Origin of the sequence: Fuchsiella alkaliacetigena (assembly GCF_023227765.1) — a bacterium.
GTDB lineage: Bacteria > Bacillota > Halanaerobiia > Halobacteroidales > Acetohalobiaceae > Fuchsiella > Fuchsiella alkaliacetigena.
In genome coordinates, this window is the sequence record NZ_JALKBZ010000004.1 from 43,190 (window position 1) to 68,441 (window position 25,252).

At 36.2% G+C, this 25,252-nt stretch carries 22 protein-coding genes; 17 read left to right on the top strand and 5 right to left on the bottom strand.

The features are described from left to right. The first annotated feature begins 12 nt into the window (after positions 1 to 12). Together MWH30_RS01975 and MWH30_RS01980 are read left to right on the top strand one after the other, a co-directional pair. Complete coding sequence (locus tag MWH30_RS01975; RefSeq protein WP_248662368.1) at positions 13 to 372, top strand: response regulator; 360 nt, start codon at positions 13 to 15, stop codon at positions 370 to 372. 19 nt (positions 373 to 391) lie between these two features. Further along, on the top strand, positions 392 to 1,456 hold the full coding sequence (locus MWH30_RS01980) for a protein-glutamate methylesterase/protein-glutamine glutaminase (protein ID WP_248662369.1): 1,065 nt from the start codon (positions 392 to 394) through the stop codon (positions 1,454 to 1,456). A 60-nt stretch (positions 1,457 to 1,516) separates the two neighbouring features. On the opposite strand, the gene gyrA is transcribed toward MWH30_RS01980, so the two are convergent. Continuing rightward, positions 1,517 to 3,889: a DNA gyrase subunit A gene (gene gyrA, locus MWH30_RS01985; RefSeq protein ID WP_248662370.1), complete on the bottom strand. Its 2,373-nt coding sequence runs from the start codon at positions 3,887 to 3,889 to the stop codon at positions 1,517 to 1,519. 384 nt (positions 3,890 to 4,273) lie between these two features. On the opposite strand from gyrA, the gene MWH30_RS01990 reads away from it, so the two are divergent. The 8 genes from MWH30_RS01990 to MWH30_RS02030 all read left to right on the top strand — a co-directional run bounded on the left by MWH30_RS01990 (position 4,274) and on the right by MWH30_RS02030 (position 13,093). Beyond that, positions 4,274 to 5,467, top strand: coding sequence for a hypothetical protein (locus MWH30_RS01990; protein ID WP_248662371.1), 1,194 nt, complete (start codon positions 4,274 to 4,276; stop codon positions 5,465 to 5,467). 229 nt (positions 5,468 to 5,696) lie between these two features. Next, complete coding sequence (gyrB, locus tag MWH30_RS01995; RefSeq protein WP_248662372.1) at positions 5,697 to 7,622, top strand: DNA topoisomerase (ATP-hydrolyzing) subunit B; 1,926 nt, start codon at positions 5,697 to 5,699, stop codon at positions 7,620 to 7,622. A gap of 140 nt (positions 7,623 to 7,762) precedes the next feature. Beyond that, complete coding sequence (locus MWH30_RS02000; RefSeq protein WP_248662373.1) at positions 7,763 to 8,566, top strand: hypothetical protein; 804 nt, start codon at positions 7,763 to 7,765, stop codon at positions 8,564 to 8,566. Between the two features lie 140 nt (positions 8,567 to 8,706). Further along, positions 8,707 to 9,396, top strand: coding sequence for an ABC transporter ATP-binding protein (locus MWH30_RS02005; protein WP_248662374.1), 690 nt, complete (start codon positions 8,707 to 8,709; stop codon positions 9,394 to 9,396). Then, positions 9,396 to 10,775: an ABC transporter permease gene (locus tag MWH30_RS13765; protein ID WP_282706133.1), complete on the top strand. Its 1,380-nt coding sequence runs from the start codon at positions 9,396 to 9,398 to the stop codon at positions 10,773 to 10,775. The genes MWH30_RS02005 and MWH30_RS13765 overlap by 1 nt, the downstream gene beginning before the upstream one ends. A gap of 121 nt (positions 10,776 to 10,896) precedes the next feature. Continuing rightward, positions 10,897 to 11,817 carry an ABC transporter ATP-binding protein gene (locus MWH30_RS02020; RefSeq protein WP_248662375.1) on the top strand — a complete coding sequence of 307 codons (921 nt, stop codon included), beginning with the start codon at positions 10,897 to 10,899 and terminating at the stop codon, positions 11,815 to 11,817. 4 nt (positions 11,818 to 11,821) lie between these two features. Further along, positions 11,822 to 12,574, top strand: coding sequence for an ABC transporter permease (locus MWH30_RS02025; RefSeq protein ID WP_308221593.1), 753 nt, complete (start codon positions 11,822 to 11,824; stop codon positions 12,572 to 12,574). A gap of 87 nt (positions 12,575 to 12,661) precedes the next feature. After that, entirely contained in the window at positions 12,662 to 13,093 is a 432-nt protein-coding gene (locus MWH30_RS02030) for a MarR family winged helix-turn-helix transcriptional regulator (protein WP_248662377.1), read from the top strand. Between the two features lie 56 nt (positions 13,094 to 13,149). On the opposite strand, the gene MWH30_RS02035 is transcribed toward MWH30_RS02030, so the two are convergent. Then, on the bottom strand, positions 13,150 to 14,235 hold the full coding sequence (locus tag MWH30_RS02035) for an NADH:flavin oxidoreductase (RefSeq protein ID WP_248662378.1): 1,086 nt from the start codon (positions 14,233 to 14,235) through the stop codon (positions 13,150 to 13,152). Between the two features lie 348 nt (positions 14,236 to 14,583). Here MWH30_RS02035 and MWH30_RS02040 point away from each other — a divergent pair, with 348 nt between their 5' ends. The 5 genes from MWH30_RS02040 (at position 14,584) to MWH30_RS02060 (ending at position 19,951) form a co-directional block, all read left to right on the top strand. Continuing rightward, positions 14,584 to 16,242, top strand: a complete 1,659-nt coding sequence (locus MWH30_RS02040) for an SWIM zinc finger family protein (protein ID WP_248662379.1) — start codon at positions 14,584 to 14,586, stop codon at positions 16,240 to 16,242. Between the two features lie 471 nt (positions 16,243 to 16,713). Beyond that, positions 16,714 to 17,367: a hypothetical protein gene (locus MWH30_RS02045; protein ID WP_248662380.1), complete on the top strand. Its 654-nt coding sequence runs from the start codon at positions 16,714 to 16,716 to the stop codon at positions 17,365 to 17,367. A gap of 34 nt (positions 17,368 to 17,401) precedes the next feature. Next, on the top strand, positions 17,402 to 18,115 hold the full coding sequence (locus tag MWH30_RS02050; protein WP_248662381.1) for a hypothetical protein: 714 nt from the start codon (positions 17,402 to 17,404) through the stop codon (positions 18,113 to 18,115). Beyond that, a complete protein-coding gene (locus tag MWH30_RS02055; protein ID WP_248662382.1) occupies positions 18,099 to 18,542 on the top strand; it encodes a hypothetical protein in 444 nt (147 codons plus the stop codon). Before MWH30_RS02050 ends, MWH30_RS02055 begins: the two co-directional genes overlap by 17 nt. A 155-nt stretch (positions 18,543 to 18,697) precedes the next feature. After that, positions 18,698 to 19,951, top strand: coding sequence for an MFS transporter (locus MWH30_RS02060; protein ID WP_248662383.1), 1,254 nt, complete (start codon positions 18,698 to 18,700; stop codon positions 19,949 to 19,951). Positions 19,952 to 19,966: 15 nt separating this feature from the next. On the opposite strand, the gene MWH30_RS02065 is transcribed toward MWH30_RS02060, so the two are convergent. Both MWH30_RS02065 and MWH30_RS02070 read right to left on the bottom strand, forming a co-directional pair. Continuing rightward, the gene (locus tag MWH30_RS02065) at positions 19,967 to 21,334 is read right to left on the bottom strand and encodes an MATE family efflux transporter (protein ID WP_248662384.1); all 1,368 of its coding nucleotides are present in this window, start codon (positions 21,332 to 21,334) and stop codon (positions 19,967 to 19,969) included. Then, on the bottom strand, positions 21,324 to 21,773 hold the full coding sequence (locus MWH30_RS02070; protein WP_248662385.1) for a MarR family winged helix-turn-helix transcriptional regulator: 450 nt from the start codon (positions 21,771 to 21,773) through the stop codon (positions 21,324 to 21,326). The genes MWH30_RS02065 and MWH30_RS02070 overlap by 11 nt, the downstream gene beginning before the upstream one ends. 193 nt (positions 21,774 to 21,966) lie before the next feature. Here MWH30_RS02070 and MWH30_RS02075 point away from each other — a divergent pair, with 193 nt between their 5' ends. Further along, positions 21,967 to 23,364, top strand: a complete 1,398-nt coding sequence (locus tag MWH30_RS02075; protein ID WP_248662386.1) for a [Fe-Fe] hydrogenase large subunit C-terminal domain-containing protein — start codon at positions 21,967 to 21,969, stop codon at positions 23,362 to 23,364. Between the two features lie 24 nt (positions 23,365 to 23,388). Here the strand turns inward: MWH30_RS02075 and MWH30_RS02080 are convergent, their stop codons facing one another. After that, on the bottom strand, positions 23,389 to 23,886 hold the full coding sequence (locus tag MWH30_RS02080; protein ID WP_248662387.1) for a putative ABC transporter permease: 498 nt from the start codon (positions 23,884 to 23,886) through the stop codon (positions 23,389 to 23,391). 126 nt (positions 23,887 to 24,012) lie between these two features. Here MWH30_RS02080 and MWH30_RS02085 point away from each other — a divergent pair, with 126 nt between their 5' ends. After that, positions 24,013 to 25,245 (top strand): ABC transporter substrate-binding protein, encoded by a 1,233-nt coding sequence (locus MWH30_RS02085; protein WP_248662388.1) that lies wholly within the window; start codon positions 24,013 to 24,015, stop codon positions 25,243 to 25,245. Positions 25,246 to 25,252: the final 7 nt, after the last annotated feature.

Sequence of the window (25,252 nt, forward strand, 5' to 3'; positions counted from 1 at the left end):
GAGGGAATTTAGATGAGTACAGTTTTAATCGTTGATGATGCCCAATTTATGAGGACTATGTTATCTAAATTAGTTGAAGAAGAAGGTTATGAAGTGGTCGGAGAAGCTGTTAATGGAATAGATGCTGTGCAGAAATATCAGGAATTAAATCCAGACCTGGTGACTATGGATATTACTATGCCGGAAATGGATGGTATTGAGGCTATGGTTGAAATAAAGAAGGTTGATCCAGATGCTAAGATTATTGTTTGTAGTGCTATGGGTCAAAAGCCAATGGTGGTAGACGCTTTGGAGGCTGGTGCTGAAGACTTTATTGTTAAGCCGATTAAGCCGGAAAAGGTTAAAGAGGCTATGAAAAATATTTTAAGTTAGTAACTAAAGAGGTGATTTTTTGGCCACGGAGATTGGGGTTTTAGTTGTCGATGATTCTGCTTTTATGCGAAAAATGATTTCTTCAATGCTGGATGTTGAGGGAATTAGAGTGATAGATACTGCTAGAAATGGTGAAGATGCCATTAAAAAGCTGGAAAAACTAAGTCCAGATGTAATTACTCTTGATGTAGAGATGCCCCGAATGGATGGTTTAGAGTTTTTAGGTTGGTTGATGGATAAAAAACCAACTCCAACTATTATGTTGAGTAGTCTAACTCAAGAGAATAGTCGGACTACTATTGAAGCCTTAGAGCTAGGGGCTATTGATTTTATACCTAAACCTTCAGGTTCTATTTCTTTAGATATTGAGGAGATAGAAGCCGACTTGGTTAAAAAAGTTAAGGTGGCTGCTCAGTCTAAGCTACTGGCTCAAGATAAGTTAGAAAAGAAAAGAGAAACTACTCCGAAAACAACCACAAGGACTGAAACTAAACGGAAAAGTAGTGTAAGTAGAGTTAAGGGTAAGCAGGAGCTATTGATTATTGGAGCTTCTACTGGCGGGCCCAGAGCGCTTAAAGAGGTAATAACTAACCTTGAAAGTGGCTTTGGTTTAGGAGTTTTAGTAGTTCAACATATGCCGCCTAACTTTACCAAATCTTTAGCTGAAAGGTTAGATAGACTTTCTGCTTTAGAGGTTAAGGAGGCAGAGCCGGGAGATAAAATTAGGCCTGGTAAGGCCTTAATAGCGCCAGGGGATTATCATTTGTTGGTTAGAAAAAAGGGAGAGGTTGATATAGACCGCAGTGCTAAGCAGCATAATGTACGTCCAGCTATAGACTTGACTATGGAGTCAGCAGCGGAACATTATCCGGGGAGTATAATTGGAGTAGTTTTAACTGGAATGGGTCGCGATGGGACTCGAGGTCTGAAGGCAATTAAAAATGCTGGTGGTTATACTATTGCTCAGGATGAAGAAACTTCAGTAGTCTATGGAATGCCAAAGTCAGCTTTTGAGGCTGGAGTTGTGGATAGTGTTAAGTCTTTACCTTTAATCAGTACTGAAATTATGAAACTTACTAATTAATAAACTGTATTATTAGCTTAGAAAGCCTTTAACCCGTCAGGATTAAAGGCTTTATTGAATTTATTTGGGTAGTTTGATTGCTTTTTCCAATTTTGTATTTGAAGACTGTAGTTGAGAGTACATACTACCTATTCTTTTAGTTAAGGTTATTTCGGCTACATTAATCTTTTGCAATTCACCTTCGCTGTTTACTAATAGCAGTTGATCATTTTCGGCAGCTGTTATCACTTGGATTAGTTCGTACTTATCGCTGCTTAAAGTTTGCAGTCCTTTGCCATTTCGATTCTGAGTGGTGTAGGCCTCGAGTTTACTTCGCTTCCCTCTACCATCGGCACTAATTGCTACTACAAAGTCTTGGGGTTTAGTTAGGTTAAAGGCAATTACTTCGTCATTTTTCGCTAAGTCTATTCCTTTAACTCCTTTGGTATTACGACCAGTGGCGGAGATTTCGCCTTCTTCAAAGTGAATAGTCTGTCCTTGTTTAGTTCCTAATAAAAACTTTTGGTTGCCGTCGGTGATCTTAACGTCGATTACTTCGTCGTCTTGATTGAGTTTAATGGCCTTCAGAGAGGAGATAGTTGTTTCGTATTCTCGAGCTAAGCTTTTTTTGACCCGCCCTTTTTTAGTAACAATGCTGATATATTTATTTTTAATTTCTTCGCTTAAGAGAAGCACACCTACAATTTTTTCATCTAAAGGCAGTTTCAAAAAGTCGCTTAAAGGATCACCGGTGGATAGACCATGATGCTCTGGGATTTGATGTGTATTTAAAATATGAACCTGCCCTTGATTAGTAAAGAATAAAAGATCATCTCTGGTAGTACCGCTGAAAATATGAGTAATATAGTCGTCTTTGCTGGCACGTAGCTTATCCCGGTCGTTACTTCTTTTTAGATATTTGTGATAAGATAGCGAAAGGACTATATCTTCATCTTTGATGAGATCACTTTCATCTAATTCTGCTTTTGACCCATCAGCGATAATTTCTGTTTTTCTATGATCTCCATATTCTGCTTTAATTTCTCTTAGTTCTTTAGTTATTAACTTATTCATTACTTGCCGTTGTTCTAGGATTGAGGTTAAACGTTCTATTTTTTTCTTTAACTCAGCGGCTTCTGCTTCTATTTTTTCTCTTTCTAAGCTTACTAAGCGCTGTAATTTCATGTTTAGAATTGCTTTGGCTTGTTGGGCCGAGACGCCAATCTCTTCTTGGAGATTTTTCTGAGCCTGTTTAGCTGAAGGGGAGTTACGGATGACACTTATCACTTTATCTAAGCTGTCCAGTGCTGTTTGAATCCCTTTTAAAGTATGTTGGCGTTTTTTAGCTTGATTGAGTTCAAAGGTGCTTCGCCGGGTGATAACCTCGCGTCTGAAGTCCAAAAAGTGCTGTAAGATAGTTTTAAGCCCCATAGTCTGTGGCTTTTGATCTACTAAAGCCAATAAATTAATTCGATAACTGCTCTGTAATGAGGTATATTTATAGAGCCGATTAAGTACAATTTCAGGATTAGCTTTGCTTTTTAGTTCGATAACTACCCTTAAGCCTTCTTGATCGGATTCATCGCGGATATCGACTATATTTTCTACTTTTTCTTTTTTAACTACTGTAGCCATTTCTTCTATCAGTTTTGCTTTGTTTAGCTGATAGGGAATTTCTGAGATGATGATTCTTTTTTTACTGCTGCTTACTTTTTCAATTTCGGTTTTGGCTCTGAGGATAATTCTACCTTTACCGGTTCGATAGGCTTTTTTGATTTCTTCATCGCCGATAATCTGGGCTCCCGTAGGAAAGTCGGGCCCGGGTAAATGCTCCATTAACTCCTCTAAGCTAGAGTCTGGATTATGTAATAAGTGAATTAAAGCCGAAATAGTTTCACTGAGATTATGAGGAGGAATATCAGTACTCATCCCTACGGCAATCCCACTGGAGCCATTAACTAAGAGATTGGGAACTCTAGCCGGTAGTACTGTCGGTTCTTGGAGATTACCATCGAAATTATCAACGAAGTCAACGGTTTCTTTTTTGATATCGCCGAGTATTTCCTGAGCTAATTCGGTAAGCCGGGCTTCGGTATAACGCATAGCAGCAGCACTATCGCCGTCAATAGAGCCGAAGTTACCGTGACCGTCGATTAAGGTATACCTCTGGTTAAAGTTTTGAGCCATTCTGACCATAGCATCATAAACGGCTGCATCACCGTGCGGATGGTACTTACCTAAAACTTCACCTACAATTCGAGCCGATTTTTTATGTGGTTTATCCGCACTTAAACCTAAGTCTTGAGTAGCATAAAGAATTCGACGGTGCACAGGTTTTAATCCGTCGCGTACATCGGGTAGGGCCCGACCGATAATTACGCTTAATGAATAGTTTAAATAAGACTCCTTCATCTTATCTTCAATAGCAATGGGAGTAATATCTTCTTCAATCATTTTCAAGTCTCCTTTCTAAAAAATAGCTTTGACCTTTTTTAGTATAATATTAATTTAGCTATTAGTCAATATTTTTATCTTTACTTGCTGCTAATATGAAGATTTAAACATAATTAGAGATATTTTTTTAATTTTCACTTGGAATTAAAGTTTATGTTTGATATAATGAAATTACTTAGTGTACCATCAACTACGAGTACTTAGTCTTTTTAAAATTGGATGAAATTTTAAGAGAATTTTTTTGCTTCTATTTGTCTAAATTTTCTGAATATTAAGAATTTGATGCTATTAAGTATAGGCTGGCTGTTATTTCTCCTTGGTAAGTAAGCGGTGTGGATTGTAGGTGATAAATTGAAAATAAGTTTTAATAAGGGGGAAGTGACAATGTTTAGGTTGGGAGTGGTGCTCTTAATTTTGATGCTTGTTTTAGTGATTGGGGTAGGAGAAGCTGCAACTATAAAACCTTTGGCTGGCCAGGAGCTTGTGTTGGAGATAGAAGAACAAAGAATAGCTAGGCTAGAGATGATAAAAGAGTACTTAGAGGAGCTAAAGAACTTTGTAGATCCTTATAAAATGTTTGAGCTGAAAATTGATGATGAAGTGGAGGTTCGAGATAGAGGAGCAGGCAAGATTGAGATAAGTGTTCCTAAATCGATAACTTTAAAGCAAGATTACTATCAAAGTTCTGTAGAGATATTAAATAGATATCAGGACTATCTTTATCCAGATCAAGGTAGGGTGGACAGTATTAATAGAGATCTTTTAGCAGGCGATTATCGTGGGCGAATAGTTGAAGTTCCAGTTTTAGTAGTATTTTTAAACGATAGAGAGGAAGTAGTGGCTTTTTATGCTAATTATATTAGGTCGAGAAATGAAGGTTTGAGTATCCATATACATAATAGATCTAAGTCTTTTCATCGTTCAGTGATGGAAATCCCAGAATATAGAATGCCTTGGCTGGAGGATAGTAATAGAAGTAAATGGCGAAAGGATTTACCGGAGAAGATAGTTAGTCAAATTGAAAGTGTAAATATTATTTTTGCTAATCAGGAGCTGTTTAAGCTGTTATTCTTACATAATTATGAATCCTATGACGAAAATTATCTTTATGGTGACTTAAATTCCGCTGCTTATATTTATTCTACCTTTCCAGCTAAACTAGCAGATATAAAATTAGCAGAAGCAGATGTAATAGCGGAAATAGATAAAAGGATAGCTAATGTAGAAAATAAAATTGCTGAATTAAAGGGGCAAGAAGCAAAAAATAAAGTTGAATCTGGGGTAGTAGATAAGGAGAAGTTTGAAATTAAGACAGCTGAAGATTTTAAGATATATCGTAAGCGTTTAAATCAAGCTTATAGTGATTATTTACTAACGGAAGCTGAGTATAAAAAACAGTATTATCAAGTTGCTAATAAGTATAAGAGTTATTTAATCCAGTTATATGAAAGTGGGGAGCTAAATCGAGATGAGTATCAGCAAAAGATCAAAGCAATTCCAGAGCCGGGATTGGAAAGCAGAGGAGTTTTACAACAGCTAGTTTACTTTATGGTAATGTTTTTAATGCTGTTGATTTAGGTGAAAAATTTTAAAAGTTGAGTGATATTTAGTTAGGAGAGCAAATTCTGCTCTCCTTTTTTTGTTAAAGGAATTATACTTTAATTTGGGCCATATTTGTTTAAGCTAGATTTAAAACTGGTATTCTGCCTAAATCTTTGGTATAATAATAGACAATTGAATTCAACTGTTAAAAATATACATTTAATCAGCTTTTAATTGTCTAGAGATAAGAAAGGTGGTATTAAAATTGGCTAAGGTAAATTTGAAGCAGGAGTTAGACTATAATGCAGAGCAGATTCATGTTTTAGAAGGTTTAGAAGCGGTTCGCAAAAGGCCAGGAATGTATATTGGTAGTACTGGTACTAAGGGTTTACACCATCTAGTTTGGGAGGTGGTGGATAATAGCATTGATGAGTTTTTGGCTGGCTATGGAAGTGAAATTCAAGTTGAAATTAAAGCAGGAAATGTGGTTTCTGTTAGAGATAAAGGGCGGGGGATTCCGATAGATATCCATCCTAAAAAGGATCTACCGGCAGCTCAACTAGTTTTAACCACTTTACATGCCGGAGGTAAGTTTGGACAAGGTGGTTATCAGGTTTCTGGTGGTCTGCACGGAGTGGGGATTTCGGTGGTTAATGCTTTATCGGAGTGGCTGGAGTTGGAGATTTATCGAGAAGGACAGGTTTATTTTCAAAGGTATGAACAGGGAGTGCCGGTTACTGAGCTTGAAAAGCAGGGCCCTACTAATAAAAGTGGAACCAAGATTGAATTCAAGCCTGATGCAGAGATTTTTGATACGACTGAGTTTAAGTTTGAAGTATTGGCTAAGAGATTACAGGAATCGGCCTTTTTAAATAAGGAGCTACAGATCAGCTTAGTTGATCAACGCCAGGAATCTGCAAAAGAGGTTGTTTATCAGTATGAGGGAGGTTTAAAAGCCTTTATTGAACATCTGAATCAAGACCGCGATCCGCTCCACAAAAAGATTATTTATCTAGAAGAGGAGTTCGAGGAAGCTTATGTAGAGGTAGCCTTACAGTATAATAAAAGCTATAATGAGCGGATATATACCTTTGCTAATAATATCAATACCTCCGATGGGGGAGCACATTTGACAGGCTTTAAGACGGCCTTGACGAGAGTTTTTAATAGCTATGCTCGGGAGAATAACTTATTAAATAAAAAGGATTCCAACTTAACAGGACGTGATTTGCGCGAGGGTTTAACGGCTGTAGTGAATGTGAAGCTTAGCGAACCTCAGTTTGAAGGACAGACTAAGGCTAAGTTAGGTAATAGTGAAATTAGGAGTGTGGTGGAGAGTGCTGTTTACGATTATTTGAGTCGTTATTTAGTTCGTAATGCTGATATGGCTAAGCGGGTGATTAATAAGGCCTTGGAGGCGGTTAGGGCCCGCCAGGCTTCTAAAAAGGCCCGGGAGCTAACTAGGCGCAAGGGAGTATTAAGCAGTAATAAACTGCCCGGTAAGTTATCGGACTGCAGTAGTCGTAAAGCTGAACGGAGTGAACTATACTTAGTCGAGGGTGATTCGGCTGGAGGTTCGGCTAAACAGGGCCGAAATAGAAAGTTTCAGGCTATTTTGCCTTTAAAGGGTAAGATTTTGAATGTGGAGCGGGCCCGCTTGGATAAAATTATTAATAATAATGAAATTGCAGCTATTATTACCGCTTTAGGTACTGGGATTGGAGAGGATTTTGATATAAATAAGCTGCGCTATCATAAGATTATTATTATGACCGATGCTGATATCGATGGAGCTCATATCTGCACTTTACTTTTAACCTTCTTTTATCGCTATATGCCGGAGTTGATCAGAGAAGAGCATCTCTATATTGCTCAACCGCCTTTATATAAGGTCAGTTATCGTGGTAATAGCAAATATTTATATTCTGAGCAACAGTTAAGCCAGTATTTACAGGGTGATCTGGATAGAAGCAAGGTTAATATTCAACGCTATAAGGGTTTAGGGGAGATGAACCCTAAACAGTTATGGACTACTACTATGGATCCCGAACACAGAAGGCTAGAAAAGGTAGAAATTGATGATGAACGGGAAGCTGATGGTGTTTTCACTCGTTTGATGGGTTCTAAGGTTAGGTTAAGACGAGAATTTATTATGAAGAATGCTAATTTAGCTGACAATCTGGATATTTAATACAATTTATGAATATTTAACCTTGCGCTTTTCATAAAGTTTTAAATTAAGAATAAGGATATAAGTAATATATTTGCATTATATTTAGTGGCCTGTGTAGCAATTATGCAGGCTTTTTTTATTTAAAGGGGTGAGAGGCTATGAAGGAGGTAGGGCCCAGAGAGGCTGTTAGTAGCTTAATAGAAGCAGGTGACTTAGCTGCTCTGAAAAAGTTAGTGAAATTACTATTAGAAAGAAGTGTTAGTGGAAAGTCAAATTTGATTTTTTGTGATTTATTTATTGAAAATATGTTATCTGCTCAAGATTACTCAAGCTCTTTTGAGATAGTTGAAATTAAAAAGGATTTATGTGATTTTGTTTTAAGATATTTAAATGGAAGTATTAGAATAAAGTATGTAAGCAAGGAAATTAGGATATATCAACAGTTATTGAAAATTCTAAATGGCTTTTTTAAGTCAGACTATTATTTATTGGAGGAAGCAGTTGTTTTAGAATTGATTAAACTGTTATATGACTTTGGAATAAGCAAGCTAGTAGAGCATAGCCAAGATAAATTTGCTTTTAAATTATACTTGATACCTTATAGTCATCGAGAGTATAATTCATTTACTCACCCTGAATTTAATCTAATAGCCATTTTTAAAGCTAAACAAGAGCAAGGAAAACAGAGCAGAACTCCTGAAACTGAGTTTTTGCATGGAGTAGGCTTACTATTATGTGAGTCTTTAACTGAAGGAGAAGAGGCTTTTCCGAGCAGTTTTGAAGAAATCTATGCTTCTAAATTTGCTCCGGCTAGTAAAATAAGGAAGAAAACTATATTTGCAGACTGCTTTTCCTTGGCAGTGATGTATAATACGCCTTATATTTCTAAAAATCCCTTTGCTGAGAGGTGGGATGAACTGTTTCAAAAAAGATTAAATAATTATTTTCGTTCACTTTGTTAAAAAGTAATGTCTAAGTTAATGGTTTTAGCTAAAAAGCTTGATTTTTTTCTTATTTTTAGCAGGTTATTTTATTTTTTTGATTAACTTAGCTATAGGGGAGCTAAAGTTGTAGATATTATTCAAAGTCTAGGAGGAATGTTATGATTTTATTAGAAAATATTGAAAGAGGATATAATACTGAATCAGGCAAATTGACAGTGGTGGATATTCCCCGTTTGGAGATTGAAGCGGGGAGTCAGGTAGCTTTGATGGGCCCGAGCGGTTCCGGTAAAACTACTATTTTAAACTTAATTGCCGGAGTGATTATGCCTAGTCGCGGTCGGGTAAGAGTTGACGGGATAGAGCTTAATGATCTACCTCAAAATCAACGGGATATTTTTCGAACTCGGAGAGTAGGTTATATATTTCAAAGGCTTAATTTGCTGAGTACCTTGACGGCTTTAGAGAATGTAATGTTACCTATGCTTTTTGCTGGGGAAAGAAGTAAGAATGAGCAGCGAACGAGGGCTAAGGAGTTATTAGCTAAGGTTAACTTAGAGCATCGTTTAGAGCATCGACCTAGTCAGCTTTCGCAAGGAGAGGCCCAGCGAGTGGCTATTGCTAGAGCCTTAGCTAATAGAGTTAAGGTTGTGCTGGCTGATGAGCCTACTGGTAATATAGACTATCAGACTGGTAGGGAGATTATGGAGCTATTAAGAGAGATCTGTACTGAAAAGAATATTACTTTGTTGACTGCTACTCATAATCGAGAGTTAGGGAATAGTTTTCCGCGTTTAATAGATATTTTAGAAATTAACCAAGCCTTGACAGCAGGAAAGGAGAATAGTTAATGGGAGTTTTTACTTTAGTATATCGTAACTTATCAAATAAGCCTTTGCGCTCTATTTTAACTATACTTTCGGTTGCTTTAGGAGTTATTTTATTACTTACTATTTTAATTATTTCTTCGGGTTTGCAGGAGAGTATAGTTGAGGGCCCGCGCGGCCATGATTTAGTAATTGGAGCTCCAGGTAGTCCGACTCAGTTAACTTTAAGCACCTTGTTTCACTATGAGGTTCCCTCGGGAAATATAGATTATCAAGTTTTCGAGGAGCTTAAAGGAGATGAAAGAGTTAAAAAGGCCGTCCCGATGGCCTTAGGTGATAGTTATCAAGGACATCGAATTGTAGGTACTGATTATACTTATTTTGGAGATGATCCCGAAGAGGTAGAGGACTTATTAATTGCAGGTAGATTTATAGAAGAAGCAGGGGAAGCAGTAATTGGTGCTAAGTTAATTAGAGAAACGGATTTAGAAATAGGCTCTACTTTTAAGGGAGTACACGGAATTGAGGGAGCACATAATGGCCATGAGCATGACTTCACCTATGAAGTAGTAGGAATTTTAGATGAAGGCCAGGGCGTTGATGATAGAGTAATCTTTACTGATATAGAAAGTGTCTGGGCTGCTCATCATGTTTATGCTACTCACTATTCTTTTTTCGAAGAGGGTCAAGCTGTAATCCATAAGATTGATAGTGATGCTTGTACCCATGATGATCACAGTCACAATGACCATAGTCATGATGACCACAGTCACGATGATCATAGTCACAATGGCCATAGTCACGATGACCACAGTCACAATGGACATAGCCACGATGACTTTCATTATCAAGCTGGCGATTTGGAACTTACTGCAATTTTAGTAGAAAGCACCGATATCCAGGCTCTTTCTTCGCTAAAAAATGAGCTTAATAATTCAAGTGATTACTCTTTGCAGGCAGCTGCTGTATCTCCAGTATTGAGGCAGTTGATGGAAGTAATTAGTGAAGGAACTACAGTAGTTAATATATTTGCGATTGTTACTTTAGCAGTAGCTTTAAGCTCTATTTTACTGGCTTTATTAAGTTCTGTTGCCGAAGGACGCTCTGATATGGCAGTAATGAGGATGTTAGGGGCTTCGCAGATTAAGGTGATGCTGATAGTGTTCTTAGAGGGAGTAGTAATTATCCTACTTGGTTTATTGTTGGGTACCTTAGGCGGTTATTTAGTGGCAGACTTTGTAAGTAGTTATTTAGAGAGCACTACCGGAATTGTTATTAATGTGTTTCGTCTTTGGCCTCAACAGGATATATTATTAGGGAGTGTATTTTTCATAGGCTTAGGAGCCTGCTTGTTGCCAGTAATAAGTATTTATGGTGATGAGCCAATGGAGTTTATAGATTAAATTTGCTGAATTTAATATAATTCTAGGTTTTGATTTTATGGTTTAAGGTCTAGTCAGATTTTAGTCTGCGTCGAGAAGGACTTTATACATTATACTAATTTTTATGGAAGGGAAAACGACTATGTCAGTAGCTATTGAAATTGAGAATTTAAATAAGAGTTATGGTGATTTACAGGCTTTAAGTGATATTAATTTAGAGATTAAAAAAGGAGAGTTTTTTGGGTTATTAGGGCCCAATGGCGCCGGTAAAAGTACCTTAATTAAGATTTTAGCCGGCTTAGCTCATAAAGATTCAGGTCAGGTAAGTATTTTAGGGACTGATATTGACCGTAATCATCGTCAGGCCAAGCATAAGCTGGGTATTGTCCCGCAAGAAGTTGTCATTGATCCCTATTTTAACCCCTTTGAAGCTTTAAAACTACAGTCGGGTTACTTTGGGATTAAGGATAATGAAGAGCGGATCAATCAAATTTTAACTACGTTAGGCTTAGCGGATAAAAAGAATGCCTATGCTCGTAATTTATCCGGAGGAATGAAAAGAAGGCTCTTAATTGCTAAGGCTTTAGTACATGATCCGGAGATAATCGTTTTAGACGAACCCACCGCCGGGGTTGATGTAGAACTGCGGAGCAGCCTTTGGAAATATATTCGCCGCTTGAATAGGCAGGGGAAAACAATTATTTTAACTACTCACTATTTAGAGGAAGCGGAAGCACTGTGTGATAGAATAGCTATTTTGAATTTAGGTGAGATAGTGGCTGTGGATAGCAAGGAAGACTTAATTAACTCTATAGATAAGAAGATAGTAGAGGTTAAACTGTCTGAGCAGGTAAAGGGAGTACCAACGGAGTTGACTGAACATGACTTTGAAATTGACGAGAATTCAAAAAAGCTCAGCTTTGAACTAAGTAAAAAGAAACTAAAGCCTTTTTTAGACAAGCTTTATCAATCAAAGCTGCCAATTAATGATCTGGATATCTCCAGTGCTAGATTAGAAGATGTATTTTTAAAATTAACTAGTCTAGGAGGGGAGAATAATTAATTATATATCATTTTATACATTAGTTAAAAAAGAGGTTTTGAGATTTATTAAAGTTTCCATTCAAACTATTTTTGCTCCTTTGATTTCTACTACTCTTTATTTAATTATTTTTGCTTATTCTTTAAGAGGGAGAGAGGTAGTAGGTTACTCGGTTTCCTATACTAGATTTATTATTCCTGGTTTAATAGTAATGGGGATTATTCAGAATGCTTTTGCTAATACCTCTTCTTCGTTGATAATTGCCAAGTATCAAGGAACCATTATTGAGCTATTACTGGCTCCTTTTTCTTATCTGCAACTGAGTTTAGGCTTAATGATTGGTGGTATCGCCCGGGGTTTAGCGGTAGGAGTGGCTATTTATCTAGTTTCAATCTTCTTTGCCGGAGCGGTTATTGCTCATCCTTTACTTTTATTGGGGAGCGGTACTATTATTGCCGGTATCTTTTCTCTGTTGGGGATTATTGCTGGTCTTTGGGCGAAAAAGTTTGATCATATTTCTATTTTTTCTAACTTCTTTATTACTCCGCTGACCTTTTTAAGTGGTGTTTTTTATTCTGTTAGCTCCTTACCAGGAGTTTGGAGTAGAGTTTCTCTTTTTAATCCGGTAGTTTATATGGTTGATCTGATTCGTTATTCCTTTATTGCTGAGTCGGATATTAACTATCTATTTTCATTAACGGTGATTAGCGGAGCATTTATATTTCTGCTTATATTAGTTACCTATTTGTTTAAAATAGGTTATAAGCTTAAAGATTAATTGAAATAAAAAACAATCGGGAGGTGAAAAGAAAGAGCGCTTTCCTCTCTACTGATAGATTAACGAGGTTGGCAGCGATGAAATTTGATGAATGAAAATAAACAGTATACTATCTTTTTCATAAGCAAAATAAGAAAAAAAGCGGGTAAATTTATAGAGAATGAGTTAAAAAGACACGGGATTAATGATTTAGCTCACTCGCATGGGTCTATACTTTCAGTATTGTATAAAAATAATGGAAAATTAAAAATGAAGGATATAGCTGAATTAATTGGCAAGGATAAATCTACTGTTACTCAACTTGTTAATAAACTTTCTAAACGTGAATATATTAAAAAACAAAAGTCTGAAGAAGATAGAAGAATTACTTATATAGCACTTACAGAAAAGGGTAAAAATATACAAACGACTTTTGATTCTATTTCTCAAAAATTAATTAAAACGGCCTACGAAGGATTTACTGAGGAAGAAACAGAAGATTTTCTGCGATTATTAAAAAAGCTATATTTGAACTTTTAACTAATATATCAAAATAGCTCCTACAGATATTTAATGTAGGAGCTATTTATCTTACTCTATCTATTTAAAATGCAGATATTACCTTCCTCAGTATAACATTCTCCGCAGGATTTACATTTTGACTTGGATCTATCTCCTTCTTGCCAGCGATTAATCAAATTAGGTTCAGCCATAAGCGGTCTACACATTGAAAAGTACTCTATTTCTGTTTCTTGGAGCAGATTTTCTATTACCTCAAACTCTCTTAGTCCTCCTACTAAAATAATAGGTACATTCACTTCGGCAGCCACTTTAGTAGCATAATCTTTAAAGAAGGCGCCTTCTTTAACAGTATATCCATACCAATCCTCACCAAAATATTCTTGGGCAGTTGAATGTATATTTCCGCTTACTTCTATGGCATCGATCCCTTTTTTAGCCATTGCTTTACATACATCTAGGCTTTCAGCAAAGCTTTGGCCTCCTTCTTCAAAGTCACCAGCAGTTACTTTAAGTAATACCGGATAATCCTCACCTACTCTATCTCTTATCTCGTTATGAATTTCGAATAAAATACGGGCCCGATTCTCTATTGTCCCTCCATATTCATCAGTTCTTCTATTATGATAAGGACTTAAAAATTGATTTAACAGATAGGTATGAGCAGCATGGATTTGCACTCCATCAAAACCGGCTTTCTTGCATCTTTCTGCTGCCTTACCATAAGCTTTAACTAAATCGTTGATATCTTCTTTAGTCATCTTTTTAGCCATTACTCCAGTTTTGCTATTCTTAACTGCTGAGGGCCCTAATATAACTCTATCTTCAGTTTTAAAAGTAGTCTTTGTTCCTCCGTAAACTATCTGCATTACAATCTTACTACCGTTATTATGGACCATATCTGTAAGTTCTCTATATTCGTCTATAAAAGAATCTTCGTATATTCCCATCATTCCCGGATTAGGCTGTTCATCCTCGGTAACAAATGCATAGCCGGTAATAATCAAACCTACACCACCCTTAGATACTTCATCATAGACACTTGTCAGTTGTTCTGTTAAGTGCCCTTTTTCATCGGCCATATTTTCCCAAGTAGCTGCTTTGATAAACCTATTTTTTAATTCCATTCCGTTAATTTGAGTTTCATCAAATAGGTCTTTCATCTTTAATCACTCCCCCTTTAATAGTTTGAATTTAGTTTGTGATCAAACTATCTGCTTAAAAAAAAGTGTGAAGTCAACCTGTGATTATATTATAGTTTGATATCAAACTATTGTCAAGCGATTTTATTCAAATTCTAGAGTAGGAGTAGAAATAGGATTTGAATATTCTGCTTATTTAGTTTGAAAGTTAGGGCTTGGTTTTTTAAGCTAATAAACTTAAAGTTCTGTATTTTAAAGGAGTTTTTTTCTTCGTGTAGAAGTAGGCAATTAATCGACTGAAGAAAATATTGAACTGATTAAAGAAGAGATATAAAGTGATTCTGTATTGGCTAAAGTAGGAGGGTTAAGATGGAGCTAACTAGAGCAGAGATTCGAGAGCTATGTACTGAAAGTTCATTTCAGCGAGCATTAAATTATTGTGCTGAAGGTCGGGTTAAAGAGTTAAAGACTAATGATTTTCAGCTTAAGGCTAAAGTGTTGGGGAGTCAGATGTATAAGGTTGAAGTTGATTTAGAGACTGTGACAGCTAACTGTAGCTGTCCTTATGATTATAGTGGTTATTGCAAGCATATTATTGCTGCTCTTTTGTCTGTTAATGAAGGTGGTAGTGATGTGCTGGAGAGATTAAAAACTGAAGAAAAAGATAATGAAGAAGATGTTGAAGATCTTTTAGCTAGAGTGGAGTGGGAAGAGTTAAAGGAGTTTCTGGAAGAAGAACTGGAGAGGTCTGCTGAATTGCGATCGCGTTTTTTGATATACTTTGGTGATTCTGTTAGTGAAAATAGTCTTTATGATTACAAGCAAGAGATTGATTTATTATACGAAGATGCTGCTGATAATCGTGGTTTTATCGACTATTATAGCGAGGTGGATTTTTCTTCAGTAGCTGAGCGAGCGGAGTTATGCTTGAGAAAGGATAGATTTTTGGAGGCGGCTAAGGTGTATCGGGCCCTATTTGAGTGCATCGCTGAAAATATGAATCGAGTTGATGATTCAAGCGGTTATTACGGAATGGAGTTTGAAATTTATCTGAAGGACTATGTAGTAGCCCTTAATAAAGCAGAGCTGACTTTTGAGCAGAAAGGAGAGTATATTGATTATTTATTTGCTAAGTTTATTGAACGTGACCCTGATTATTTTAACGAATATTATGAGGCAGCTTTATTAGACCTTCTTGAAAGTGAAGAGGAGTTAGAGTACTGTCTTGATTTATTGACTCCTTATTTGCCAAAGGAGATGCCGGATTCAGATGAGAGTTGGTCTGAACATTATTGGGCTCAAAATTTAGTTAAAGTACAACTAGAGCTACTGGATAGGTTGGGTAGCGATGAAGAACGAGAACAGATATTAGCTAAGTATTATCAAGATGATATAGATTTTTGCTTGCTGTATGCTGAGAGATTAAAGGAAATTGGAAAGCTGGAGAAGGCAGTGGAAGTGGCAGAGGATATGTTAGCTGATAGTTCTAGTACCTATATTATCCGTTTAAGAAGTTTTTTAAGTGAAATTTATAGAGAGACTGATTCTGCAAAGTATAAGTATAATCTGCTAATTCTCTTCTGTGAAACTTTAGATTTTGAATATTATCAGGAATTAAAAGAGCTTGCTACTGCTGAGGAGTGGGCCCGCTATTTTGAAGAGCTAGAGGATAATTTGGCTAAAAGAAGAGATTCTGCTTTGGTGAATGTTTATTTAAGAGAGGAGCTTTGGGATCGGGCTTTGGAGGTATTGCAAGAAGAGAATTCCCTACACTGGTGGAGTAAGTATTACGATCAGTTAGCTGATAAGTTTGTGGAAGAATACTTTGCAGCTTATACTCAGGTATTACCGCGATTAATTGAGAGTAAAACTGGTCGTAAGCATTATCAACAGTTGATGCCTTATCTGCGGGAGTTGAAGACTTTAATGATTTTTGATGGCAGAATTGAATCTTTTTTAAGAGATTTAAGAAATGAGTTTGCTAATCGGCCTGCTTTTTTGGATGAATTACAGAAAAATCTTGGTTAATTTTTTAATTACATTGATGGTTTGAGATTGAAATCTGTTCATTAAAGTTTAAGTATGCTCTATAAAAATGTATACTTTTTTTGATTCTAGGCAGGAATATTTGTAGTCTTTGGCTAAATCTGTACATAAGTTTATAATGCTTAGATAACTAAGTAGTGAAAGGGAAACTATTAATAAGTATTGAAGCCGGGCTGTTGAAACTAGAGAAGTAATTGAAGAGTTAATCAAGCTAGCTAAATAAATGAATAGGGCTCAGGAGCAGGCTGAACTGATGTGTAGTAATGGGGTTGAGATGTTATAATTAGTTTTTAGCAAATTATTTAAATAAATGAAGGAAATTAATACAAGTTTATAGAAAAATAATTAGTACTAGTATACTAAGTAAATATTTCTAATTTAGTATTTCTAATATAATTTAATAGGATTACTTGTTAATAGTTAGTATTAAATAATCTTGAAAGGGGTGAAGTTATGCCAGAAATTGATTTAAAAAGAATTAATATTACTGTAGTTTATGAGACTTTAAGGGATGTTTTTATATCAATAGATAAAATTAAGAGGGCTTATGATGATGCCAAGATTATTGATGGACCAGAATATTTAAAAATTGTTGATTTTGTAAAAGAAGTTCAAAAATGCAGAATACAGGCTAATTATAATGAGAATCGTCTTCATATTAATATGGTATCTTTAACAGAAGATTTAAAAGAAATTAATGATTATCCTTTAGATCATTTTGTAAAAGTAGCTAATAAGCTAGAAGAAGCTGTAGAAGATTCTAAAAATATAATAGGATATGGTTTCAATTTTGATGGTAAAGGAGAATTTGATGGGGAAAGAGCAGATGAAGTATTTAAAAATATTTTTATTAAAGAATCTAATGATTTAGAAAGTAAGCTCGGAGGTAATATATCAAAATTTGCTCCAAAATTTATGGTTGAATATGATGATTTTGCATTAAATGTTTCTCTTAATCCTATTGATGAACCAGCAAATTTTTTTAAATTACATTTAAATACGCATTTTCAAAGAACATTATTTCCGAATACCAATGAGTTAAAAGAAGACTTAAAAGGTTATTATAATAAAGCTATTAATAATCTTGGTGAGATTTTAGTTAGATGATAATAACCTATTAATTAGAAAGGGGGGATGAATTATGCTTACAACTGCAGAACAATATTCAGGGCAAAGTTGCGGAGGAGAAATTTATTTGACAATGTCAGATGATAGTTTTAATATTGAAAAAACCCCCGAAGATATATTAATTTATACTAAAAGGTTTGATGATTTATTGGAGTCAAATAACTTGTTAAGTTATTTGGCAAATTTATTAGATGAAATTTTAGTTAACAGTGAATTTAGAATGTCTGATTTAGAAAGAATGAGTGATTCTAAAATAGATTTTATTTCGGATGATGAAATTTTTAGCACAAGTGAAGATTATTATACATTATATGAGCAAATAATTAATAAATATCGTAATAGTTTCCATAAATATACATATACTACACTAGAAGGCAGGTTTAGAACTTCTAGTGGGGAGGCAATCCTATTGAGTTCATTAGGAGATTATTACGATATTAGAAATTGGCAAGAAGTTGGAGAATTTTTAGTAGAACATCCTTATCTTCAGGATGTATTATTTGAAGCTAAGGACAAAATTCAAGAATACTTTGGTGATACAAAAATTGTACTTACTAAAGAAGTTGATCCAGAGATTTCTGATTTAACTTGTTTATATGCTTATATACATGCTTCAATACCATTTGATGAAGCATTAGAAAAAGTTAAGCAAATTGAATATGAGTGGTATATTGAAAATATGGATAGAATTAATGGGAGGTTCTTTATTGATGTCACCTGCCGATAATAAAGAATTTGATTGGAAGGAATATATTAAAGTTGCTGAAGTATTGACGGGAAATGCAGTACATGAAATGAAAGAATGTGCACGGCGTATAGCTATTAGTAGAGCATATTATGGTTGTTTCTGCCTTGCTAGAGATTTTGCTATTAAAAATGATTGGATAAAAAATACTAATCGAGGAGATATGCATCGTAAGTTAATGGCTCTGTATAAAGAGGTAGAAAATAGAAGATATCAAGAAGAAAGTTTAAATAAGAAACAAAAACTCATCGGTATCTATTTAAAAAAATTACGTTTTGCACGTAATAGAGCAGATTATGATACAATTTATCCTGGAGAATATGATCTTAAAGAAGATGCAGAGAAGGCAATTGCCTTTTCTAAAACAATTGAAAATAATCTTTTAGAGCTTCAAGAAAATGTTAGTTAAAGCTTTAAAATAATGCTTGAAGAAGCTAGTTAAACCAGGGCCCTATCCCTGGTTTTTACTAATTAATAGTCTAAATACAGTAAACAAGCAGGGAAATCGAAAAAGAACACTCAAATATATATTTAAGAAGTTTTAAAAAATTGGAGGTTGAAACTTTGCAAGAATCTAAAATACACTACGGTTGGGTAATACTAGTAGTAGGCTGCTTAGTAGTCGCCGGTTCTCTTGGTATTGGTAGATTTATTTACGGTATCCTTCTTCCTTCTCTGCAAGAAGGACTTAAACTGACCCATAATCAAACTGGTTTTTTAGCTTCGGCTAATATGATCGGCTATACAATAGGTACTCTAATCACCGGGGGGATTGTTCTTCGTTTTGGTTCTCGGAAGGTGATTTCTATATCTTTGTTAGGAATAGGGTTGACTATGCTTGTGGTAGGTTTAGCTCAGGGATTTAGAACTGTCTTATTTTTTCGTTTTTTAACCGGGATTAGTACAGCCGGAGCCTATATTACTATGATGGGCTTATCGTCTAGCTGGTTTGCAGAAAATCGACGCGGTCTGGCTAATGGCTTTTTAGTAGGAGGTTCGGGGCTAGCAATATTCTTAACAGGCTGGTTAGTTCCTTTTATTTTGGAAGCCTATCCTGAACAGGGCTGGCGTTATAACTGGATAGTATTGGGGATCTTGACTATAGCTTTAGCAGGGCTTTCTTTAGCACTACTGAGGAACTATCCGTCGCTAAAAGGCTTGTCTCCTTTAGGAGAAGCAAATAGTAGTTCTGTTAACAGAAACACTGTTAGCAAAGTATATACCAGTAAAGAGATTATCAACTTAAAAAAGATCCGTATTTTAGCCTTTGCTTTTTTCTGCTATGGTCTCTCTTATATAATTTTTATAACCTTTTTTGTTAACTTTTTAATTGCGGAAAAAGGAGTAGCTGCTAGTGTGGCTGGCGAGATTTGGGGCTTAGTAGGTCTGCTTTCTGTAGGTAGTGCTATAGTTTGGGGTGTTTTATCGGATCGGCTAGGTCGTCCTCATACTATGGCGATAGTTTTTTTATTACAAGCTTTGAGTTATCTGTTAGTAGCGGGGACTACTGCTACTAGGTTGATGTGGTTATCGGGAGTTATTTTTGGCTTAACAGCTTGGAGTGTTCCGGCTTTGATTGCTTCCTATTGTGGGGATTTGTTGGGCCCTAAGAACTCCACCCGGGCCCTAGGCTTAGTAACCTTTTTATTTTCTATTGGCTCTGTTTTAGGGCCCGCAGTGGCAGGACAGATTAAAGAGTTAAGTAGCTCTTTTGGGAGTGCTTTTTATTTGGCAGCTTTTATTGCTTTCTTGGGTGGTATATTGTCGCTTTACTTAGAGAAAACAAAGGTTGATATAGTGAACAAAAGCAGGGCTTAGGCTCTGCTTATTTAATTAATGCTCCAAAATACTTTCAGTTATTATTGCTTTTTCATTTAAGCTGCTTTTTAAAACAACATGAGAGACAATTCCACTAATAAAATAAGAAACTGTTAAGCCGGCGAAGATACCCGGAATCCCCAATAAGAATGAACCCAAAAAGGCTAAAGGAAGATAGATTACAAACATCTGCAAAACATTTAAGCCTGAAGCCACCAAAGGTTTATTTAAAACATTAAGGATAGTAGTAGTGATCAGCAGAATTCCTTTAAAGCCGTAGGCTAAAGGAACAATTCTTAAGTATAAGGTAATATTGCTAATTACTGCCGGGTCATCATTGAATAAACGGCCGATGGGTCTAGCTAGGACGGCCAGTAGCAAAAAGGATAGGGCGCCTATGAAAAGTGATAACTTTTCACTAAAGCTTAAACCCTCTTTAATTCTGGAAATTTTTTTTGCCCCTAAGTTTTGGCCTACGAAGGGCCCGATTACCGAGCCTAAAGCATTCACAAACACCAAAGCAAAAAACTCGATTCGGGTAGCGACTCCGTAACCAGCTACGGCAGCAGTTCCATAACCGGATAATAAGGCGGTAGTGACTCCAGTAGCAGCTGGAATTACCATTCTAGTTACAGCAGTAGGAACTCCAATGTAAAGAATACTTTTCCAAGAAATCAAAACTTTCCTAAGCGGAACTTTGTGTAGCACAATTAGTTTTTCTCTAATTCCTAATACATAAATAGCAATTACAAAAACGGCCATTTTAGCTATCACAGTAGCAATAGCAGCCCCAGCAATACCTAGCTCTGGAAAAAAGCCAATTCCGAAAATTAATAGTGGGTCAAGAGCTAGATTGATTAGAGCTGCAATTATCATAATTAAACCGGGGGTTTTGGTATCGCCTAGGGCCCGGATAGCATTATTGCCGATGATTGGGAAGATTACAAAGAACATTCCTAGATACCAGATCTCCATATAACTTTTAATATAGGGCATCACTTCTGTTTCGGCTCCTAATAGCTTAAAGACAGGTTCAATAGTTAAAATACCGATTACCACAAATATTATTACCAATACCAAGGCTAAGAGTAGCGAATCAGTAGTTAGTCTTCTAGCCTGTTGATGGTTCTTTTTGCCGATGGCCCGGGATACTATAGCCGAGGTTCCGGCTCCTATACCGTGCGAGATACTACTGATAAAGAGAATTACCGGAAAGGTATAGGAGATAGCAGCTAACTGCGTAGTTCCTAATTGACCGATGAAAAAAGTATCAATTAGGTTTAAAAGAACTATCCCTAGAATCCCTGCTAGCATAGGCAGGGCTAACTTAATTAAAGTTATTCTGATCTTTCCTTCGGTTAATACTGCTTTTTTAGACTTCATTTTTTTCCTCCATATAAGTACAGATATTAGCTTCCATTTTATCTAATAGTCTTCTGATTTCTACTTCTTCTTCACTACTAAAGTTATTAGTTAAAACTTCAGTCCACTTCTTTAAAACTGCAAAGAACTCTGCTTTGATTGTAACTGCTTTTTCAGTTACATATATCCTTGCCGAGCGTTTATCTTCAGCACACTGCTTTTTGACTATATAGTCCTTTTCTTCTAAACCCTTAATTGCTTTGGCAACTGTACTTTTATTTACATTAAGCTTAGCAGCTAACTCCTTTTGTTTTAAACCATCGTTTTTAAGCAGATTAGCTAAAAAGGGAGTTTGGCTTCGGTCTAAATCGAATCTTTGTAGTTCCTGGTTTAAATAAATCTGAGTATAACGGTATAAAGTTGAAATCCTTTTACCAATTGAATCATAATTTTCAGGCAAGGTTTTCACCTCCCAATATAGTTTCCACAGCAACTATATTATAAAGGATAATAGTTTCTATTGCAACTATATTTAAGTGAAAGTATAATCGAAAAAGAGTTTGGTAATGATATTAGTAAATATATGTTAATTGAGGCAGAATGAAGTTTTTAATGATTTAGAGTAAATAATCAAAAATAGATAGGTGATAGTTATGAAAAAAGAGTTGAGTGATTTTCAAAATCAACGAATGGAGCTATTTAAAAAGCTAGTCAAGGAAATTTGGGCTGGAGAGTTGACTCAAGAAGAGTTAAGGGAGATCTTAGCTTGGTTGCAGGAGGAGTATGATTATCAAGCTGAGGATTTGTCTTTTCTTAAGGATCAGTTGCGGGTGAGTATGGGTTTGGAGCCTAATCAAAAAGGGGAACTTAGCACTGAATTAGCTGAACTACAGGAGTTGAGTCGAATTGAGAAGCCGATAATAAATAAGGTTGAGGGGGTATGTCAGCCCTGTATTGAGGAGAGCGAAGCAGAATGTGATCAAGCCTGCAAATATGAAACTTTGCAGTATCGACGCAATCAAGGAGCAGTGATAGTCAATGATAAATGCTTGAACTGCGGTAAATGTATTAGTAGCTGTCCTTTTGGTGCTTTAGCAGATAAGATTGAATTTATCCCTTTAGTTGAGCTGTTAAAGGAGTCTTCGACGGAAGTTTATGCTGCGGTTGCTCCTTCTATAGCCGGTCAGCTTGGGAATGAGGTATCTTTAGGTCAGTTGCGAACGGCACTTAAGCTATTGGGTTTTGAAGATTTAGTTGAAGTGGCTTTATTTGCAGATCTGCTAACTATTAAGGAAGCCTTTGAATTCGACCAACTAGTTGCCGAGGAAGGTGATTTTTTCTTAACTAGTTGCTGCTGTCCGGTCTGGATTAGGTTAGTAAAAAGTAAGTTTCCAAAGCTTTTTGCTCGGATGTCTCCTTCGGTTTCGCCGATGATTGCTGCGGGTAGAGTACTAAAGGAGTTATATCCGGAGGCTAAGGTGGTTTTTATCGGGCCCTGTATTGCTAAAAAAGCGGAAGCTAAAGCTGACGACTTAGCAGGGGCGATAGATTTTGTATTAACCTTTAGAGAATTAGCAGAGGTATTAACAGCAGTACAGATTAAGCCAGAACGGTTGCCTGCTGCTGAGAAGGATCAAGCTTCTTTTGCCGGGCGCGTTTATGCTCGCAGTGGAGGGGTTAGCTTTGCAGTGAAAACAATAGTTAATCGAATTGCTCCCCAAAGATTAATTAAGTTTAAAGCTCAAAAAGTAGCAGGAACTAAAGAATGTCAGCAGCTTTTAGAGAGTTTAGTTACTGAGCAGAATCTTGAGGCTAACTTTATCGAAGGAATGGGCTGTGTAGGTGGTTGTGTAGGCGGGCCCAGAACTAATCTGGAGGTTGAAGCAGCTACTAAGTCAGTTAATCAGTTAGGAGAAGATTCGCTAATTATGACTCCTTTTGATAATTTAAATGTAGTTAAAATACTTGAGCAGTTGGGTATAAAAGAAGTTGTCGAGGTAGTTGAAGCAGATTTGTTGAGCCGGGAAGAAATTAAAAAGACCACTAATTAGTGGTCTTTTTAATTAAGATAGCTTTTAATCTATATAATCAATATTTAATTCTTTAAGTAACTCATAAAGCCTTTCAAATAATAAGCCTACTATGAACCAGGCTGGAGCATAATCTAGACGAATAATCCCATTGATGGAGAAAGGACTATGGCTATAGTCCCAGGGAAATACGCCTACTGTATTTAGCAATAACCAGCCAGTTAAGTACTCAACCGAAAAAATAAGTAAAGTGTAGATCCCTCCTCTAGTGATGATAGGCCAATCTTTAATTTTATCATAAATAGGTTCTAAAAAAATAGCTAATCCATAGATAGGAAACATCCACAGAGAAGTCCAAGCTCGCAGGTCACTCTGTCCTGCTGTTAAGGAGCCTAAGCCGGTCCAAAAGACTTCCAAACACCATCCTAAGAGTCCGTAAATAATAAATCGAATAGTCATATCTATAGTATGAGTAAAAAATAGCCGGAGTATAAAAGGAAATAATATACTTTTAGCTTCCGCTATTCTATTTTTAGATTTCAATATTCCTAAAAGTAATCTAAAAATAAAGGGAAAAGTTATTTAATATAGAAATACTCCATTAGTTAAGATTATTATTCGAATAAGTTTTTTTTATAGGAGATAAAAAATAAACTGGAGGTAAGTAAAATGAAAAGAAAAGGACTAATATTAGTAATAGTACTTCTTGCTTTTTTAACTTTGATTGCTTGTAGTGCTGAGGAAGAGGTTACTGAGGAGTTATTGGAAGAGGATTGGGCCCGGATCGAAGAACTAGCCCAAGGAAGTGAGGTTAATTTCTACATGTGGGGTGGAGATCAGCGAATCAATCAGTGGGTTGATGATTATGCTGCTTCTCGTTTGGAAGAGGAATATGGTATTGAGTTGAATCGGGTACCGATGGGCCCGGATGATTACTTAAGCCAGCTATTAAGTGAAAAAGAAGTAGGACGCCAGCAAGGAAGCATTGATTTAGTCTGGATTAACGGTGAAAACTTTAAAGAGGCTCAGGAGAATGACTTATTATTCGGGCCCTTTGCTGAAAAACTACCTAATTATCAGCAGTACATGGATACTGAGTCACCGGAGATAACTACCGATTTTGGTTATCCTACCGAGGGTTATGAATCGCCTTGGGGACAGGCTCAGTTTACTTTTACTTATGATCAGGCTCGCAGCGAGGAGGCTCCCTATACCTTTGCAGAGTTTGTAGACTGGATTAAAGAAAATCCCGGTCAGTTTACCTATCCTGATCCTAGTGCGGATTTTGTTGGTAGCGTTTTTGTGCGGCATATTATTTATGAAGTGACTGGTGGTTATGAGCAGTATCAGCAAATTGAAGATGAAGAAGAATTAAAAGAAAAGATTAGACCAGCTTTGGAGTTTTTAAAGGAGCTCAAACCTTATTTGTGGCGGGAGGGTGAAACATATCCAGCTACAGTGGCTCAGCTTAATAACATGTTTGCCGATGGGGAACTGATGGCTACTATGGCTTATAGTTCTATTCTTACTTCGGGGGAGATTGCGGCTGGGAATTTTCCGGATACGGCCCGGACCTTTGTTTTGGAAAACGGTACAATTGCTAATACTCATTTTGTAGCTATCCCCTTTAATGCTCCCAATAAAGCTGGAGCAATGGTGACTGCTAATTTCTTAGCTAGTTTTGAAGCTCAGCTAACTAAATATGATCCTGAGCGTTGGGGTGACTTACTGGTTTTTAGTTATGATAAACTAAGCTCTGCAGAACAGGAAAAAGTAGATAGTATCGATGTAGGAGAAGCTACTTTATCTCAGGAAGTTTTGGATGAACATCGTTTACCTGAGATGCCAGCAGAACTTATACCAGTAATTGAAAGAGAATGGGAGCGAGTTGTTAATCGATAATCTTTGG

Excerpts from the sequence above, each read along its gene's own strand:
- MWH30_RS02035 (WP_248662378.1), bottom strand. The coding sequence starts at position 14,235 with ATGAAAGACCTATTTGATGAAACTCAAATTAACGGAATGGAATTAAAA.
- MWH30_RS02075 (WP_248662386.1), top strand. The coding sequence starts at position 21,967 with ATGAAAAAAGAGTTGAGTGATTTTCAAAATCAACGAATGGAGCTATTT.
- MWH30_RS02065 (WP_248662384.1), bottom strand. The coding sequence starts at position 21,334 with ATGAAGTCTAAAAAAGCAGTATTAACCGAAGGAAAGATCAGAATAACT.
- MWH30_RS02000 (WP_248662373.1), top strand. The coding sequence starts at position 7,763 with ATGAAGGAGGTAGGGCCCAGAGAGGCTGTTAGTAGCTTAATAGAAGCA.
- gyrA (WP_248662370.1), bottom strand. The coding sequence starts at position 3,889 with ATGATTGAAGAAGATATTACTCCCATTGCTATTGAAGATAAGATGAAG.
- MWH30_RS02050 (WP_248662381.1), top strand. The coding sequence starts at position 17,402 with ATGCTTACAACTGCAGAACAATATTCAGGGCAAAGTTGCGGAGGAGAA.
- MWH30_RS01975 (WP_248662368.1), top strand. The coding sequence starts at position 13 with ATGAGTACAGTTTTAATCGTTGATGATGCCCAATTTATGAGGACTATG.
- MWH30_RS02030 (WP_248662377.1), top strand. The coding sequence starts at position 12,662 with ATGAATGAAAATAAACAGTATACTATCTTTTTCATAAGCAAAATAAGA.
- MWH30_RS02085 (WP_248662388.1), top strand. The coding sequence starts at position 24,013 with ATGAAAAGAAAAGGACTAATATTAGTAATAGTACTTCTTGCTTTTTTA.
- MWH30_RS02040 (WP_248662379.1), top strand. The coding sequence starts at position 14,584 with ATGGAGCTAACTAGAGCAGAGATTCGAGAGCTATGTACTGAAAGTTCA.
- MWH30_RS02005 (WP_248662374.1), top strand. The coding sequence starts at position 8,707 with ATGATTTTATTAGAAAATATTGAAAGAGGATATAATACTGAATCAGGC.
- MWH30_RS01990 (WP_248662371.1), top strand. The coding sequence starts at position 4,274 with ATGTTTAGGTTGGGAGTGGTGCTCTTAATTTTGATGCTTGTTTTAGTG.
- MWH30_RS13765 (WP_282706133.1), top strand. The coding sequence starts at position 9,396 with ATGGGAGTTTTTACTTTAGTATATCGTAACTTATCAAATAAGCCTTTG.
- MWH30_RS02055 (WP_248662382.1), top strand. The coding sequence starts at position 18,099 with ATGTCACCTGCCGATAATAAAGAATTTGATTGGAAGGAATATATTAAA.
- MWH30_RS02045 (WP_248662380.1), top strand. The coding sequence starts at position 16,714 with ATGCCAGAAATTGATTTAAAAAGAATTAATATTACTGTAGTTTATGAG.
- MWH30_RS02020 (WP_248662375.1), top strand. The coding sequence starts at position 10,897 with ATGTCAGTAGCTATTGAAATTGAGAATTTAAATAAGAGTTATGGTGAT.